This window comes from Sphingomonas sp. BL-S-30, assembly GCF_055521475.1.
The window spans coordinates 2,124,531-2,141,173 of the sequence record NZ_CM145481.1; the positions used below are offsets into that span (position 1 = coordinate 2,124,531).

Here is a 16,643-nt window from a genome sequence, read left to right on the forward strand (position 1 = left end):
CAATCTATGCGCATATAGTATGCGCATAACCATGCACATTCAAGCTAGCACCGCGGCAATGTGACAGTGATAAAAGTCCCTTCGCCCGGCTCCGATACCAGGTCGATCGTTCCGCCATGCGCCTCGACGAACTGCTTGGCGAGCGGCAGGCCGAGCCCCAGCGACCGCTCGCCACCGGGCGAGACGCCCGGCTCCGCGAAGCGGTCGAACGCATGCGCGACCGCCTCGCGCGTCATGCCAGCCCCGTCGTCCGACACCACGATCCGCGCCGCTGCCGCAGTGCCGTCGAGATGGAGCAGGATACGGCCGCCCTCCGCGGTGCCGCCAATGGCGTGCCTCAGCAAATGCTCCACCACCTGGCGCAAGCGCTTTGCATCGCCCTTCACGGCGCCGGCCGAAGGCAAAATCTCGACCGCGAAATCGAGCTGCTTGCGCGCGGCCAGCGGTTCGACCGCCGCCGCGGCCGCGCGCGCGACGCCGTCCAGATCGACCTCGATCATCTCCAGCACGGGCGTGCGCCCCTCATTCTGGGTGAGATCGAGCACCTCGTCGACGAAGAAGCCGAGCCGCTCGACCGATTCGAGGATCGCCGCGACATAGTCATGCGCATCCTTGTTCAGCTTGCCGGCATAGCCCTCGGCCAGCATCTCGGCGAAGCCACTGATCGACGTGATCGGAGTGCGCAACTCATAGCTCATATTGGCCACGAACGCGGTCTTGACCCGGTCGGCCGCTTCCAATGCCTCGTTGCGGTCGCGCAGCACCCGCTCGATCCGGCGGCCGTCCGAGATGTCGAGCATCGTGAACAAGCCGTTGCCGTCAGGCAGCGGCACCGCGGCCAGCTCGAAGAAGCGCCCGTCGGCGAACTCTAGTTCGCCGCCGCGCTGCTGCCGTTCGACGGTCGCCGCCCGCACCAGATCGCCGATCAGCGATGCGCGCCGCGGCTTGGCGAGTTGCCGCGCCGCGGCCTCCGCCAGCTTGTCCACGCCGGGATGGCTGGTCAGGAATTCCTCGTCGAAACCCCAGAGCGCGCGGAACTTGTTGTTCCACAACTGCAGCCGCCCGTCCGCGGCGAACACGCCCAGCGCTTCGTAGAGATTGTCGAATGTCGCGGTGCGCACCCGCAGCAGCGTATCGCGCGCGCTGGCGAGCTGGACCTGCTCGGTGCGGTCCTCGAAGATCAGCAACAGGCCCCCATCAGGCAAGGGCTGCGCCACGACACGCAGATGCACGCCGCCCGGCAGATGCCAATGCTCCTCGATCGCACCGTCCGCCTCGAGGAACCAGTCCCGCCGCTCCGCCTTCCAGCCCGGGAAGTCCCGTACCTCCGGCAAGCGGTTCGCTTCGCGCATGCGCTCGAGCACCCGATCGAATTCCGGCCGGTCCGCGAGCCACTCGCTGTTGATCGCGAACAGCCGGCGGAAGGGCTGGTTGCAAAAGGCGAGCGTTCGATCAGCGCCGAACTGAACGACGCCGGCGGACAGCCGGTCGAGCAACGCGCGCTGCGCCTCCGCGAAGCGCTTGATGCCGCTTCGCGCCTGCTCCAGCTCCTCGATATCGACGGCAAAGCCCGCCACGCCACCGGTCGGCAAGGGCACGTCGTAAACGCACAGCATCCGCCGCATGGTGCGGATCGTCGCGGGCATGCTCTGCATTTGCGGCTTGCCCGTATCGCGCGCGACCACCGCGTTCGCCAGCGGTCCGCCGATACCCGATCCCTCGACCAGCTCCACGCCGCGCCGGATCACGTCCGCGGCATCGGGCGCTTCGACTGCCTCGACATAGGCTGAATTGACCATTGCCAGGCGCAGGTCGGGGCCGCGATACCACATCGGCAGCGGCGCCGCTTCGATGAGCCCGGTCAAGGCATCGAAGGCGGCGCGTGCGTCCGCCCGCTCCGCGTCGAGCCTGGCGATCTCTGCCTCGCTCTCCGTCGCATCGAATATCCAGAGCACGACGCCGCCCGGCGCCTGCAGGTCGCGCGGCGCCCTTTGGCCCTTGATCATCAACGCGCGCGACGATCCACGCGCGCGGATCGACCGCGAGAAGCTGCGTCCGGACTTTTGCGCCGCGGCGACGTCAGCGGCGATGGCATGTGCGTCGTCCGGGGTGAGGCCGCCGTCCTGCCCGGCCAGATCGTCGAGATAGCGGGGCACCGGCGACAGGCCGAGCCAGCCTGCCAGTCGATCCGACAATTCCAGCCGGCCATCTCCCCGCACGATCATGGCCAGCGCAGGGGCAGACCCGACCAGAGCCTCCAGGCGCGCATTCGCGTCCAATGTCGCGACCGCGTCGCGGCGCGCCCTGAAGCCGGCATAGAGCGCGGCACAGGCACCGGCAATCAGCACGGCGAGCACTATTCCCGCCACCATGCCTGCGACCGTCGAAATCTGACTCACCACAGCCCCTTTTGACCCGACCGCACAGCGGGCGCTTCACGAGGCCTGTCCTAGGACATCCCCCGTGCAATTTCAAAAACCATGGAAGGCCCGAAAACGAGGTCACATTGGGGCAATGTGTGATATTTGCGAAACACCGATGACATTGAAAAGTTATAATTGATGAACAGCTCTTGAACGTAAGAGTGGTTTTTCGCAAACTACCGGTCAGGGGGCCCAGAAAAGGGGCCAAAGTAATGCGAAAGAACCAATTTCGTTCGTCGAGCGCCTTGTGTTCAATCACCTTTGTCGGCGCGCTCATGATCACCGCACCCGCCGCAGCGCAGACCGCGGCGGACCCTGCAGCACCTAATATCGCGCAGCCTGACCAGCCGGCGGATACGGCGGCCAGCGACGACGGCGACATCGTCGTCACCGGTTCGCGCATCAGGCGCCCGAACCTCAGCTCGCCGATCCCGGTCACGAGCGTGCAGGGCGAGGAATTCTTTCAGACAGGCAAGACGTCTATCGGCGATGTGCTGAACGACCTCCCTGCCTTGCGCAGCACGTTCAGTCAGGCAAACTCCACTCGCTTCCTCGGCACGTCCGGCCTCAACCTGCTCGATCTGCGCGGTCTCGGCACACAACGTACGCTCGTGCTGGTGAACGGCCGGCGCCATGTGGCGAGCGACATTCTGAGCACCGCAACATCGGTGGACACCAACACCATTCCAACGGACCTCATCGAACGCGTCGACGTCGTCACCGGCGGCAACTCCGCGATTTACGGATCGGATGCGCTGGCGGGCGTCGTCAACTTCATCCTCAAGGACAATTACGAAGGCGTGCAAATCCGCGGTCAGGGCGGCGCCAGCAAATATGGCGATGCCGGGTCCTATTATCTCAGCGCTCTTGCCGGCACGAACTTCGCGGATGGCCGCGGCAATATCGCGATCAACCTCGAATATGCGCACCAGGAGGATTTTTACGCGTCCGGTCGCGATTATTCGCGCCGGAACGACGCTTTCATCACCGTGGATTCAGATCCGGCCGGCACTCCCAACGGCAGTGACGGCATCCCGGACAGGGCATTTGTGCGCGATCTGCGGAGTGGCACCTACAGCAATGCCGGCACCTTCCTGCTGTGTTGCCGAACCGGTGGCGGAAACGGCATCGCCTATCAGCCCTATATTTTCCAGCCCAACGGCACCTTGACGCCTCAGACGGGCACGATCACCAATGCTCTGTCGTTCACGCCCAGCTATGTCGGCGGGAACGGCGACAACTTCCGCGACGGAACGCAGTTCGCGTTCCAGCCGAAGCTCGATCGCTACAGCGCCAACATCATTGGTCATTTCGAATTCAGCAGAGCGTTCGTTCCCTTTATCGAGGGAAGCTATACGCGGACGGATTCCATCGGCAGCGCAAGCGGTCCCTTTTTCACGTCCTCCTCCGGGTCGCTTCGCGAGGCATATTTCAGCGACAACCCATATCTGACGCAGCAAGCTCGCGACCTTTTCCTTCAGCAGGATTCATATGATTCGAACTGCTATTATGTATCGGGTGGCGATGGCGTTCCGGATGCGGATCGCCAGGGCGGTCAATGCGGTGTCAAAATCTACAAGAATGCCGTCGACCTGACCAACCGAGTCGAAACCGCGCGACGCGAAACATACCGGGCGGTGCTCGGCGCCCGCGGCGATTTCAACGAGGATTGGCACTACGAAATTTCTGCCAATTATGGCGAATTTCGCGAACACACCGCAATTCTCGGCAACGTGAACCTGCAACGCTATCTGCTCTCGATCGACGCCGTCGACCAGGGCCAATACCAGAATGGCACACCTAACGGGAATATCGTCTGCCGTTCGAAGATCGATCCCAGTGCCGCCTTGCCGTTCGAGGGTGCCAACAATTCCTCCTTCGCGTCGTCGCTTCTTGCAAATGATGTCGCGCAGTGCGTGCCCGTTAATCTGTTCGGTTCGGGCAAGGTCACCGACGCGGCACGCAACTATATTCTTCAGAACTCTTACGCAGACGGCAAGATCACTCAGCTCGTACTCGGAGGGTTCGTAACCGGTGATACGAGCGAGTGGTTCAACCTGCCAGGTGGCCCAGTCGGCTTCTCGGTCGGCGGAGAATATCGCCGGGAAACGGCATTCTACCAGCAGGACAATATCACTGCCGCCGCCCTGACCTTTTACAACGCGATACCGGAATTCAACCCGCCCTCCTTCGAGGTCAAGGAAGCTTATGGCGAGCTCCGCTTGCCGATCCTGAAGGACGTTCCGTTCTTCCACGAACTGACTGTCAGCGGTGCGTTGCGAGTCGCCAACTACAAGGGCTCGACGGGCACTGTCCTCTCCTACAATGGCGGCGTCGAATGGTCGCCAGTCCGATCGTTGAGGCTGCGCGGCAATTATGCGCGGGCGGTTCGTGCACCAAATCTGAGCGATCTCTATACTCCGCTCGGGCAAAATTTCGATACGGTCTACGATCCTTGTGACAATACCCATATCGGCGCCGGATCGACGACGCGCGCGGCTAATTGTCATTCCGACGGCGTGCCGGCGGCCTATAATTTCGAATATATCAGCTCTATCGGGTATCTTTCGGGCGGCAACTCCGATTTGAAGGCCGAAAAATCGGATTCTTTCACGATAGGCGGCGTCTTCCAGCCAACTTTCCTGCCCGGCTTCTCCTTTTCAGCCGATTATTACAACATAACGGTGAACGACGTCATCACGTCGCCCGGGACTCAGGAAGTTCTCAATGCGTGTTATGATGCAGCGAACCTGAATAACCAGTTCTGCAACCTGTTCTCACGCTACACCGGCACTGGAATCGGGCCGGCGGGCGAAGTCCAGGGCCAGATCCTCAACAACAGCTTGCACCTCGTGCCGTTGAACTATGCGAAGCTGCAGGTGAGCGGCATCGATTTTGATCTCGGCTATGAACGCGACATCGGCAGGATCGGACATCTGTCGATCCATGGCATCTACACGCGCGCGCTTCAGAACAACTCCTATCTCGATCCCACCGACCCCGGGCGTTACGATCAGGTCCTTGGTGAACTCGGAGATCCTAAGAATACCTTCAATATCGAAACCTCGTTCAAGACCGGCCCGGTCACGTTCGGCTATAAATTCCGTTATATTGGCCGCATGGTCCCCGGCTTCTGGGAAGATGCTCATGGCGTGCAGGATCGTGCTCCACAGAATGCCGACGCTTATCCAATCGAATATTACAAGCCCGTCGCCTATCACGACGTGCGTCTCCAGGTCGACGTCAACAAACGATACAATATGTATATCGGCGTCGACAATTTGCTGAACAAGCGTCCGCCTTTTGGGCTGACGGGTGCGGGCGAAGGCAGCGGAATCTATACGAATCTCGGTGCGTTTGCTTACGCAGGCTTCGTCGCCAAGTTCTGATCGCAACGCTTACGGTGTCGGCGCTGCGGCACAGCCTCCCAATCGCCGCTCGGTCTACCCGGGCGGCGATTGCTTTGCCTGGGCCGATATCACGGCGTAACAATGACGCCGATCGGATGGCGGATGATGCTCAATGAGACCTGACGGCTCTGCTTCTCGTGAGGCAAGTGAAGATGCGCGGTCGATCGAACGGCAAGCCCGGGCACTTCTTGCCGCCGATCCGCGCGACGGTTCGGCTCTTCGCGCGCTGAGCAGCGCGCTCTATGCGCTCGGCCGAACCGCCGAGGCGGACGCCGCATCTAACGAAGCGATCATGCAGTCGGTCCGTGAGCCGGCGATGAACGCGGCGATTCGTCACCTGACCGATGGCCGTTTGGGCAACGCGGAAAAGTTGATCCGTCATCGTCTCGCAGAACAGCCCGAAGATGCCCTCGCGCTCATGATGATGGGAGACCTCGCCCATCGCCTGACCATCCACGACGAGGCGGAACGGTTTCTTCGGCGGGCCCTGGTTGTCGCCCCGGCGTTCGAGGACGCCTGGATGAAGCTGGTCAGCGTACTCCACGCACAGGGCCGTACACGCGACGCGCTGGACGCGCTCGACAATCTGCTCGGACGCGACTCTGGCAATCTCGATGCGCTAAAAGAGAAGATCCGGCTTCTGGGCGAGATCGGCGACTATGATCTCGCGATCGAGTTCCACGAAGAACTGCTCAGGCTGGAGCCCGACACGCCTCATGCGCTGGTCGGCTATGCCAATACCCTGAAGACGGTGGGCCGGTCGGCTGATGCAATCCAGGCTTACCGGCGGGCGATACAACTCGACCCTGCCTGTGTCGAGGCATGGTGGTCATTATCCAACATGAAGGTTCGGCAGCTCGATGCGGGTGATGTCGCACGGATGGAGGTGCTTGTTGCTTCGGGCACCACCGACGCGCAGAAAATGTACCTCCACTTCGCGCTGGGCAAGGCTAAGGAGGATAGCGGGGAGTTTGAGCAGTCGTTCCGGCACTACGCCGCTGGCAATTGCGAACGCCTCAGACTGGTCCCGCACGATCCGGACAAGGTCGTCGAAAAGGTCGATCAAGCCATCACCTTCTTCAGTGCCGACTTCTTCGCGCGCCATGCCAGCGACGGTGCAACGGCGCGAGACCCGATCTTCGTCGTCGGTATGCCGCGCGCCGGATCGACCTTGATCGAGCAGATAATGTCCAGCCATCCACAGATCGAGGGGACCTCGGAACTGCCAGAGATTCCGGCGATGATCCGTCGCCTGCTGGGCGACCGCTGGCGTGACGTCGGCACACGGTATCCCGATCTGCTGGAAGATCTGGACGGTGCGGCGATAAAGGCGCTTGGCGAGGAGTATCTTCGCGCCACCGCCGCGCATCGCAAGACAGCGCGCCCGCTGTTTATCGACAAGCTGCCGATCAATTGGATGAACGTCGGGCTGATCCACCTGATCCTGCCCAACGCGACCATTATCGACGCGCGACGCGAGGCGATGGCGTGCTGCTTTGCCAATTTCAAACAGCATTTCGCCCGCGGCCAGAGCTTCGCTTACTCCCTCGCGGATGTCGGACATTATTATTGCAATTATGTCCGGTTGATGGACCATTTCGATCAAGTCCTGCCCGGCCGCGTCATTCGCCTCCAGCATGAAGACCTGCTCGAAGATCCCGAACGCGAGGTCCGCCGCCTGCTCGATGGAATCGGCCTCCCTTTCGATCAAGCTTGCCTCCGTTTCCATGAAAATGCCCGCCCGGTGCGCACTCCCAGCGCCGAGCAGGTCAGGCGCGCGCTCAATCGCGATGCAGTCGATCTGTGGAAATCGTACGAGCCCTGGCTCGACGAACTGAAGACAGCGCTCGCTCCGCTGGCGCCTGCCAGATAACAAAAGGGCCGCGGATTGCTCCGCGGCCCCTTCCCTAGCGATCTTGCGATCGATCAGTAGCGGTAATGGTCCGGCTTGAACGGGCCCTCGACGGGCACGCCGATATAGCCGGCCTGCTTTGCGGTGAGCGTCGACAGCTTCACGCCGAGCTTTTCGAGGTGCAGCGCCGCGACCTTCTCGTCGAGATGCTTCGGCAGGACGTACACGTCGTTCTTGTAGTTCTCGCCCTTGGTGAAGAGCTCGATCTGCGCCAGCGTCTGGTTGGTGAAGCTGGCCGACATGACGAACGACGGGTGGCCGGTCGCGCAGCCCAGATTCACCAGGCGGCCCTTGGCCAGCACGATGATCTGCTTGCCGTCCGGGAACTTCACCAGGTCGGTGCCCGGCTTCACTTCGGTCCACTCGTAATTGCTGAGCGCCGCGATCTGGATCTCGCTGTCGAAATGGCCGATGTTGCACACGATCGACATCGGCTTCATCGCCTTCATGTGATCGGCGGTGATGACGTCGGCATTGCCGGTCGCGGTCACGAAGATGTCCGAGCGGGTGACAGCCTCTTCCATCGTCACGACCTCGAAGCCCTCCATCGCTGCCTGCAGCGCGCAGATCGGGTCGACTTCAGTCACCATCACGCGCGCGCCGCCGTTGCGGAGCGACTGGGCCGAGCCCTTGCCGACGTCACCGAAGCCGGCGACGGTCGCGACCTTGCCGGCGAGCATCACGTCGGTGGCACGGCGGATCGCGTCGACCAGCGATTCCTTGCAGCCATAGAGATTGTCGAACTTCGACTTGGTCACGCTGTCGTTCACGTTGATCGCCGGGAAGGGCAGCTCGCCCTTCTTCGCGATCTCGTACAGGCGGTGAACACCAGTGGTGGTCTCTTCCGACACGCCCTTCAGGTTCTTGACCGTCTCGGTCAGGTAACCGGGATATTTGGCCACGAACGCCTTCAGCGCGCGCTGGAACTCGACTTCTTCCTCATTCTCCGGCTCGCCCAGCGTGTGGCCGGCCTCGATCTTCGCACCCCACAGCGCGAACATGGTGGCATCGCCGCCATCGTCGAGGATGATGTTGGCAGTGGTGCCGTCCGTGTCGGCGCCCCAGTTGAAGATGTCACCAACATAGTCCCAATAGTCGGCCAGGCTCTCGCCCTTCACGGCGAACACCGGCACGCCCGTCGCGGCAATCGCGGCGGCGGCATGGTCCTGGGTGGAGAAGATGTTGCAGGTCGCCCAGCGGACGTCGGCACCGAGCGCGGTCAGCGTCTCGATCAGCACCGCGGTCTGGATCGTCATGTGCAGCGAACCGGTGATGCGCGCGCCCTTCAGCGGCTGCGATGCACCGAACTCCTCGCGGAGCGACATGAGGCCGGGCATTTCGGTCTCGGCGATGTTGATCTCCTTGCGGCCGAAATCGGCGAGATCGATGTCGGCAACGACATAGTCTTGAGCGCGGTCGGCGAGTGCGGTGGCCACGTAGGTGTCTCCGGATAGGCTAATGGATAGCGGCCACATAGGCCCCCGGCGCCCCCAAATCAAATATAAAGATGTCTTTATATGTTATGGCTTCCACGATCGCCGGTCGACAGGCGAGGAGGTGACGCCGGAGGCCATGGCATGATTAGCCCAGCCGGTTTCGGGATTCGCACATCTCGATTACCTGCTGGATTCACGTCGCCCGCGAACAGCGTTACGTCACCGCACCAGCCGGTAGCTCACGAACGCGATCGATTTGCCGTCAGGCGACCAGGACGGCACGTTGATCGTCCCCTGCCCGCCGAACAGCCGGGTCAGCACGCGCGGCGGTGCGCTGCCGTCCGCCGGCATGATGCGCAGCAGCACGTCGCGGTTCGGCGGATGATCGCCCAGTGCGACATCCAGCCCGAACGAAATGAACGCGATCCACTTCCCGTCGGGCGAGAGATGCGGGAACCAGTCGCGATAGGCCTCGTCCTGCGTGATCCGCTCGGGATTGGTCCCGTCCGCCGCGTTCGCCCGCCAGATCTGCATCGATCCGGACCGGGTCGAGTTGAAATAGAGCCAGCGCCCGTCCGGCGAATATTCCGGCCCGTCGTCGGTGCCCGGTCCGCTGATCAGCATCGTGTCCGGCCCGCCCGCCAGCGGCCGGGTGCGGATGTCATAGGTCCCGTTCTTCGTATGGACATAGACATAGGCAATCGTCTTTCCGTCGGGCGACCAGCCATGCCAGTAGGATCGCGCATCGGCATGGCTCACCACCTCGCGCGGCTCGGCCGATCCGGTGAGCGGCAGGACATGGATGCGCGAGAGATTGTCGGGCTCGATCTGGTCGGAGATGATCAGCTGCGTGCCGTCGGGCGACAGGCCGTGATCGTTGTTGTTCTTGATGTGCCGCCCGGTATCGATCGCCACCGGTTCGCCGCCCGTCGCCGGGATGCGATAGATGCGGCCATTGCTGTTGTAGATCAGCGCGGCGCCGTCGCGCGTCCAGTTCGGCGCTTCGATCTTGCCCACGAAATGGCGCACCACGGTCCGGCTTTGCTCGCCCGCGACCTGCATCGTCTCGAGCGTGCTCTCGACCTTTGCCGGATATCCCGTGTCCGGCACCTGCGCGAGCACCGGCACCGTCAGCGACACGTCGGAGAAGATCGCGGTCTCGCTCGCCTTGTTGTCATGCGCCGAGACCGCGAGCCCGACATAGGCGTCGGGCAGCGCGATCCGGAAATTGCCGCCGGCATGGTGCCACATGCCGTCCGCCCCGCGCACCGAGAAGAAGACATAGTCCCCTTCCCGCTCCAGCCTGATCCCGCGCGGCGCCTTGACGTTCGACATGATCTGCCGGGTCGGCCCGTCCTGCACCTCGCGATATTGCAGCGCCGTCAGCCCGTCGCCATGCACCATCACATCGGCATAGCGCGATCCCGGCGTCAGATTCTCGCGGATCATCAGCCCCGCCTTGCGATGTGGGTCTCCGCCGGTCCCGACAAAGGCCACGTCGGCGGCGACATGAAGATCGCCCGACGGCCGCCGCGTCGCCACGAAATGGAAGGCGTCCTTGCCGCCCCAGATATTCGCCCCGCCGCCGGTGACCCGATAGCTGTCCGTCGCCGCGTCACACAGCACCGACCCACGCAACGCGGTCTCGCCGATATCGACGCTCTGCTCGAACAACCCGGCAGGTGGCTTTATCTGCCCGTGAGACGTCGCGCTGCCCCACAGCGCCACCCCGATGAACGCGCATAGCGCGACGATCCGGCTCGGCTTCATGCCACCCACTCCTTTTTTCCGGATCGGCAGGCCGCCCGGATTTCCTATAGGATGGTAGCGGTACCGCTCAGCGAAAGCGAGAGGCTCGAGGAGAAATTCAGGCCGTTCCGGTGCTGGTCGCCAGCAGGCGTGGGTCGATCCCCGCCTCGGCAAATCCCAGTTCCCACCGGATCGCGGCGTCCGTGTCGTACAGCAGCTCGATATCGCCCTGGACATTGAACCAGCCATGCCGGGTCAGTTCCTCGTCCAGCTGCCCCTCGCCCCAGCCGGCATAGCCGAGCGCGACCAGCCAGCGGCTCGGCCCGGATCCATCGGCGATCGCCTTCAGCGCGTCGATCGTGCCCGACAGCGCCCAGCGCCCGGCGACGTCGATCGTGTCCTGCCCGCTCCAGTCGTTGGAATGCAGCACGAAGCCGCGACGCTGCTCCACCGGGCCGCCCGAATGGACCGGCGCGTCGGGCGCGGCGCCCGGCTCGATGCCGAACTGCGCCAGTACCTCGTGCAGTCCCAGCCCGCGAATCGTCTGGCCGATGCCGATGCCGATCGCGCCCTTCGGGTCGTGCGCGCAGATCGCGATCACCGCGCGTTCGAAGCGCGGATCGCCGATTCCCGGCATTGCGAGCAGAAGCTGCCCCGTGAGATTCGCCGTTTTATCCATCGTCGTCCATCATAGCGCAGCCATCGGCGCTCGCCATGCTTGAAATCCGAACGCGCCTGCACGAGGTAGGCTCCGTCGCGTTTTTCGCGACGATCGATCCCGCCGCGGTCCCGCGGCGACCAGAACAATGCGCGCTCCAGGAGGATTCCAACATGACCATCAGCGTCGGCGATCGGCTGCCCAGCACCACTCTCGTCAAGGCGACGGCGAATGGCCCCGAGCAGGTCAGCTCGGACGAATATTTCGCGGGCCGCAAGGTCGCCCTGTTCTCCGTGCCCGGCGCCTTCACGCCGACCTGTTCGGCCAAGCACCTGCCGGGCTATATCGACAAGGCCGAGGAACTGAAGGCCAAGGGCATCGACGAGATCGCCTGCACCGCGGTCAACGACCCGTTCGTGATGGGCGCCTGGAGCAAGGCGAACGACGCCGATGCGGTGACCATGCTCGCCGACGGCAACGGCACCTTCGCCGAAGCAGTCGGCCTGACCATGGACGGCTCGAAGTTCGGCCTGGGCACGCGCGGCCAGCGTTACTCGATGGTCATCAATGATGGCGTCGTCGAGCAGCTCAATGTCGAGGCTCCCGGCGAATTCAACGTATCCTCGGCCGAGCACATGCTGAACGACCTTTGAAGGTCTGAGACTCGGGTCGCCACTCGGCGGGGCGCGGGCGGGCAACGATCCGCCTCCCCGCCGGGAACTTGCACGTTCCTTCCCCGTTCGGGAATTGCGATCGACCATGGAGGCATAAATGACCGACGAGACCAACAGCACCGCCGCGAAGACTGACGAGAAGTCTTTCCTCGAACGCGCCCAGGAAGCGATCGGATCAGCGGTCGAATCGACCGTCGAAGCGGTCAAGGAGCATCCCGCCGCGGCGGCGGCCATCGCGGCCGGCGCGACTGCCGCCGTCGCCGGTGCCGCTTATGGCATCAGCAAGCTGATGGATGACGGCGAAGACGACAAATCCTGACCTGACATGAGCGGGGCGCTCTCACCGGCGCCCCGTTTCATTTCCTCTTCCTCCGGCCGTCTTGCCAGCGTCATGCGCGTGCTTTAGCCACGAAGGATGACGACTGCCTCCGATATCGTCGCCCAGCTCGACACCCTCTACCGTGCATCGGTCGAGCGGCTGCAGGCGGCCCTAACAGCCTATCTCACCGATGGTTCGGTTCCTTCGCGCGACGCGCGGCATGACGGCAGCTTCGCCTATCCCGAGATCAGGCTGCGCTATCGCGGCGACAATGATCGCCCGACCCCGATGCGCTCGTTCGGCCGGCTCGTCACCCCGGGCGAATATCGCATCAGCGTCACCAAGCCGGCGATCTTCGCCGATTATCTGACAGAACAGCTCACCCTGCTCATCGAGGACTATGACGTCTTCGTCGAGGCAGTGCCCGGCCGGCAGGAAATCCCCTTCCCCTATGTGCTCGATGCCGGGCACGCGATGAGCCTGGACGAAGTCTCGGCGCTCGACCTGGCGCGCCATTTCCCGGCGACCGAGCTTGCCTATATCGGCGACGAGATCGCCGACGGGCTCTACACGGACGCCGACGGCACGCGACCCTTGGCCCTGTTCGACGGCTTGCGCACCGATTTCTCGCTCGCGCGCCTGCGCCATTACACCGGCACGCCGCCCGAGCATGTCCAGCGCTATGTGCTGTTCACCAATTATCACCGTTATGTCGACGAGTTCGTGCGCTGGGCCTGCCAGCAGCTTGGGCCCGATGAAAACGGGAAACCCAGCCGCTTCACTGGAGTCTCGGGCGCGGGCGGCACGATCATGCGCGCGGGCGACGATGTCGAGGCGATGCTGGCCGACAGCAGCGCGTGGCGCCGCCACCAGATGCCCGCTTATCACCTGATGGCGGACGACCGCACCGGCATCACGCTCGTCAATATCGGCGTCGGCCCGTCCAACGCGAAGACGATCACCGATCACCTGGCGGTCGTCCGTCCCGAGGCCTGGATGATGATCGGCCATTGCGGCGGCCTGCGCCCGAGCCAGCGCATCGGCGACTATGTGCTCGCTCACGCCTATCTGCGCGACGATCATGTGCTCGACGATGTGCTGCCGCCGGAGATCCCGGTCCCGGCCATCGCCGAAGTCCAGCTCGCGCTCGCCCGCGCTGCCGAGACCGTTTCCGGCCAGTCGGGCGAGGAACTCAAGCGCCGCCTGCGCACCGGCACGATCGTCACGACCGACGACCGCAACTGGGAACTCCGCTATGCCCGATCGGCGCTGCGCTTCTCGCTCTCGCGCGCGGTCGGCATCGACATGGAATCCGCCACCATCGCCGCGCAGGGATATCGCTTCCGCGTGCCCTATGGCACCCTGCTCTGCGTGTCGGACAAGCCGCTCCATGGCGAGCTCAAACTGCCCGGCCAGGCCAATCGCTTCTACGAGCGCGCGATCAGCGAGCATATGCGCATCGGCATCCAGGCCTGCGAGGAATTGCGCCGCGAGGGTGCCAAGCTCCACTCGCGCAAATTGCGCGCCTTCAACGAGCCGCCTTTCCGGTAAGCGAGGGTCGGACGACATTCGGTCAGGCCGAGCCGAAAAACGTGGTTTCCTACCATCGGAGCGCAGGAAATCGCGCTTTGCAGGCGGGCATAGGCTGGATGTGGCCGGCCCTTGGAAACCCTTTGCGTTTCGTGCGTTACGGCTGCTCAACATTCTTGAGGAGCATGTGATGGCTACCGCCGCAAAGAAGCCGACCGCCCCCCGCAAACCCGCTGCTGCCAAACCTGCTGCGGCCAGCAAGACCGTGGCCCCTAAGACCGCTGCCAAGCCAGCGGCGCGCAAAACGCCGGTTCGTGGCAAGAACGGCACCTTCGCCAAGAAGTCGGGCAGCCATTGGGGCACCGCAGCGATCGTCGGCGGTGTCGCCGCGGTCGGCGCCGCCGCTACTGCCGCGCTTTATGCCTTCCGCGACAAGATCCCGACCGATCTGGACTCGCTGCTGCATCGCGACGGCGCGCATCAGGCCGACGGCACGGATTCCTCGGCGTCGTTCGAGGCCGGGATCGCCGATGAGGGTACGATCCCCAACCGCATCGTCGCCTAAACCCTTCTCCCTCCGGGAGAAGGTGGCGCGAAGCGCCGGATGAGGGCGATCAAGGGTGAGAGTGGCCACGAAAGTCACCCTCACCCTTCCGCCGCTTCGCGGCTCCCTCCCTCTCCCGCTGGGAGAGGGAATTTTCTCACCACCCGGTCGGCTTGCCCTTGTTCTGCTCGTCGAGCCACGCCTTCAGCGGCGCGAAATACGCGACCATCGCCTCGCCCGACATCTCGCGACTGCCGGTGAACGCCTCGAGCGCATCCGGCCACGGCTTGGACTGGCCGAGCTCCAGCATCGCGTTCAGCTTCGCGCCGACTTCCTTGTTCCCATAGAAGGAGCAGCGATGCAGCGGCCCCTTCCAGCCCGCCTGGTCGCATGCCGCCTTGTAAAACTGGAACTGCAGCAGCCGGGCGAGGAAGTAGCGCGTATAGGGCACGCTGGCCGGCACATGATATTTCGCGCCGGGGTCGAAGCGGGTCTCGTCACGCGCGACGGGCGGCTCGACGCCCTGATATTGCAGCCGAAGCGCGTTCCACGCCGCCTCGTAACCGTTCGGCCGGATCGATCCCGAAAACACGCCCCAGCGCCATTTGTCGATCAGCAGGCCGAACGGCAGGAACGCCACCTTGTCCATCGCCTGGCGTAGCAACAGGCCGATATCCTTGTCCGCGCTCGGCACCTTCGCCTCGCCGAGCAGCCCGATCTGGACGAGATAATCGGGCGTGATCGACAGCGCGACGAAATCGCCAATGGCCTCATGGAAGCCGTCATTGGCACCGTTCTCGTAGAGGAAGGGCTGCTTGTTGTACGCCCGCTGGTAATAATTATGCCCCAGCTCGTGATGGATCGTGACGAAGTCGTCGCCATTCACCTTGGTGCACATCTTGATGCGCAGATCGTCCTTGTTGTCGACGTCCCAGGCCGAGGCGTGGCAGATCACTTCACGGTCCGCCGGCTTGACGATCTGCGAGCGCGTCCAGAAGGTCTCGGGCAGCGGCGCGAAGCCGAGCGAGGAATAGAAGCCCTCGCCGGTCTTCACCATCCTGACCGGATCATAGCCCTTTTCCTTGAGCAGCTCGCCGGTGTCGAAGCCGAGATCGCCCGCCCCGGAAGGCGCGACGATGTCGTAGATATTGCCCCATTCCTGCGCCCACATATTGCCGAGCAGGTCTGCGCGGATCGGACCGGTCTTGGACTGCACCGCGTCGCCATATTTCTCGTTCAGCTTCCAGCGGACATAGGTGTGCAGCGAACGATAGAGCGGCTCGACCTGCTTCCACAGGGTGTCGGTCATCTTGGCGAACGCCGCCGGGTCCATGTCGTAGCCCGAGCGCCACAGCGCGCCGGTATCCTTGTAGCCGAGGCCGACCGCGCCCTCATTGGCGATCGAGACCATGCGCTGATAATCGCCGCGCATCGGGGCTCCGACATTGTCGTGCCAGCTGACCCACATCTCCTTCAGCCTGGCCGGGTCGCGCTCCGTGCCCATCGCCGCCTCGATGTCGCTGCCGTTGATCGGCTTGCCGTCGAGCGTCCCCTTGCCCTTGCCATAGGAGGAGGACATGCCGGTCACCAATGTCTGCAGCGTATCCGCCGCGCCGGGCCGGGTCGGCGCCGGCAGGGTGATGGCGTTGCGCATCAGGTCGAGCTTGCGCCGCGTGTCGGGCGAGAGCCCGGCGACCTTGTCGAATTTCGCCGCTTCCAGCGCGGCCTTCACCTGAAGTTCGGTCTGCTCCGCATTGACTCGCGAAGCGATCGCGTCGGTATCGTCAGTGATATAGGTCGCGTTGACCCATTGGGCCTGGTTGGCGACGATCGAGAAGTCGGCGAGCGCCTTTTCGGTCTTCGCGACAAAGGCGTCGGCATCGGCGGCGGTGAGCTTGGTCTGGGCCAGCGCCGGCGTCGCGGCGAGCGACAGGGCCAGGGCAAGCGTCGAAATTCCAGTGCGGATCATGCGGAAGGTCCTCGATAAA

General features: G+C 63.5%; 11 protein-coding genes. 6 read left to right on the forward strand and 5 right to left on the reverse strand.

The features are described 5' to 3' along the window. Positions 1 to 44 precede the first annotated feature (44 nt). The gene (locus ACZ1I5_RS09715) at positions 45 to 2,372 is read right to left on the reverse strand and encodes a sensor histidine kinase (protein WP_465173938.1); all 2,328 of its coding nucleotides are present in this window, start codon (positions 2,370 to 2,372) and stop codon (positions 45 to 47) included. Between the two features lie 263 nt (positions 2,373 to 2,635). Here ACZ1I5_RS09715 and ACZ1I5_RS09720 point away from each other — a divergent pair, with 263 nt between their 5' ends. Then, on the forward strand, positions 2,636 to 5,812 hold the full coding sequence (locus ACZ1I5_RS09720; RefSeq protein WP_465173484.1) for a TonB-dependent receptor domain-containing protein: 3,177 nt from the start codon (positions 2,636 to 2,638) through the stop codon (positions 5,810 to 5,812). 133 nt (positions 5,813 to 5,945) lie between these two features. Further along, positions 5,946 to 7,706, forward strand: coding sequence for a tetratricopeptide repeat-containing sulfotransferase family protein (locus ACZ1I5_RS09725; protein ID WP_465173485.1), 1,761 nt, complete (start codon positions 5,946 to 5,948; stop codon positions 7,704 to 7,706). Between the two features lie 53 nt (positions 7,707 to 7,759). Here ACZ1I5_RS09725 and ahcY read toward each other — a convergent pair whose 3' ends face one another. From ahcY to ACZ1I5_RS09740, 3 genes are all read right to left on the reverse strand, one after another. Beyond that, on the reverse strand, positions 7,760 to 9,220 hold the full coding sequence (gene ahcY, locus ACZ1I5_RS09730; protein WP_465173486.1) for an adenosylhomocysteinase: 1,461 nt from the start codon (positions 9,218 to 9,220) through the stop codon (positions 7,760 to 7,762). A 180-nt stretch (positions 9,221 to 9,400) separates the two neighbouring features. Beyond that, positions 9,401 to 10,951 (reverse strand): TolB family protein, encoded by a 1,551-nt coding sequence (locus ACZ1I5_RS09735; protein ID WP_465173487.1) that lies wholly within the window; start codon positions 10,949 to 10,951, stop codon positions 9,401 to 9,403. Positions 10,952 to 11,048: 97 nt separating this feature from the next. After that, positions 11,049 to 11,609, reverse strand: coding sequence for a YqgE/AlgH family protein (locus tag ACZ1I5_RS09740; RefSeq protein WP_465173488.1), 561 nt, complete (start codon positions 11,607 to 11,609; stop codon positions 11,049 to 11,051). A gap of 152 nt (positions 11,610 to 11,761) precedes the next feature. Between ACZ1I5_RS09740 and ACZ1I5_RS09745 the strand changes: the two genes are divergently transcribed. The 4 genes from ACZ1I5_RS09745 (at position 11,762) to ACZ1I5_RS09760 (ending at position 14,676) form a co-directional block, all read left to right on the forward strand. Further along, positions 11,762 to 12,241: a redoxin family protein gene (locus ACZ1I5_RS09745; RefSeq protein ID WP_465173489.1), complete on the forward strand. Its 480-nt coding sequence runs from the start codon at positions 11,762 to 11,764 to the stop codon at positions 12,239 to 12,241. A 118-nt stretch (positions 12,242 to 12,359) separates the two neighbouring features. Then, positions 12,360 to 12,581 carry a hypothetical protein gene (locus tag ACZ1I5_RS09750; protein WP_465173490.1) on the forward strand — a complete coding sequence of 74 codons (222 nt, stop codon included), beginning with the start codon at positions 12,360 to 12,362 and terminating at the stop codon, positions 12,579 to 12,581. A gap of 96 nt (positions 12,582 to 12,677) precedes the next feature. Beyond that, positions 12,678 to 14,132, forward strand: coding sequence for an AMP nucleosidase (locus ACZ1I5_RS09755; RefSeq protein WP_465173491.1), 1,455 nt, complete (start codon positions 12,678 to 12,680; stop codon positions 14,130 to 14,132). A gap of 169 nt (positions 14,133 to 14,301) precedes the next feature. Beyond that, a complete protein-coding gene (locus ACZ1I5_RS09760; protein WP_465173492.1) occupies positions 14,302 to 14,676 on the forward strand; it encodes a hypothetical protein in 375 nt (124 codons plus the stop codon). Positions 14,677 to 14,812: 136 nt separating this feature from the next. Here the strand turns inward: ACZ1I5_RS09760 and ACZ1I5_RS09765 are convergent, their stop codons facing one another. After that, positions 14,813 to 16,624, reverse strand: a complete 1,812-nt coding sequence (locus tag ACZ1I5_RS09765) for a M2 family metallopeptidase (RefSeq protein ID WP_465173493.1) — start codon at positions 16,622 to 16,624, stop codon at positions 14,813 to 14,815. Between the last annotated feature and the right edge of the window lie 19 nt (positions 16,625 to 16,643).

What these genes read in the sequence shown, in the direction of transcription:
- ACZ1I5_RS09715 (WP_465173938.1), bottom strand. Translation starts at nt 2,372, where the DNA reads ATGGTGGCGGGAATAGTGCTCGCCGTGCTGATTGCCGGTGCCTGTGCC.
- ACZ1I5_RS09720 (WP_465173484.1), top strand. Translation starts at nt 2,636, where the DNA reads ATGCGAAAGAACCAATTTCGTTCGTCGAGCGCCTTGTGTTCAATCACC.
- ACZ1I5_RS09725 (WP_465173485.1), top strand. Translation starts at nt 5,946, where the DNA reads ATGAGACCTGACGGCTCTGCTTCTCGTGAGGCAAGTGAAGATGCGCGG.
- ahcY (WP_465173486.1), bottom strand. Translation starts at nt 9,220, where the DNA reads ATGTGGCCGCTATCCATTAGCCTATCCGGAGACACCTACGTGGCCACC.
- ACZ1I5_RS09735 (WP_465173487.1), bottom strand. Translation starts at nt 10,951, where the DNA reads ATGAAGCCGAGCCGGATCGTCGCGCTATGCGCGTTCATCGGGGTGGCG.
- ACZ1I5_RS09740 (WP_465173488.1), bottom strand. Translation starts at nt 11,609, where the DNA reads ATGGATAAAACGGCGAATCTCACGGGGCAGCTTCTGCTCGCAATGCCG.
- ACZ1I5_RS09745 (WP_465173489.1), top strand. Translation starts at nt 11,762, where the DNA reads ATGACCATCAGCGTCGGCGATCGGCTGCCCAGCACCACTCTCGTCAAG.
- ACZ1I5_RS09750 (WP_465173490.1), top strand. Translation starts at nt 12,360, where the DNA reads ATGACCGACGAGACCAACAGCACCGCCGCGAAGACTGACGAGAAGTCT.
- ACZ1I5_RS09755 (WP_465173491.1), top strand. Translation starts at nt 12,678, where the DNA reads ATGACGACTGCCTCCGATATCGTCGCCCAGCTCGACACCCTCTACCGT.
- ACZ1I5_RS09760 (WP_465173492.1), top strand. Translation starts at nt 14,302, where the DNA reads ATGGCTACCGCCGCAAAGAAGCCGACCGCCCCCCGCAAACCCGCTGCT.
- ACZ1I5_RS09765 (WP_465173493.1), bottom strand. Translation starts at nt 16,624, where the DNA reads ATGATCCGCACTGGAATTTCGACGCTTGCCCTGGCCCTGTCGCTCGCC.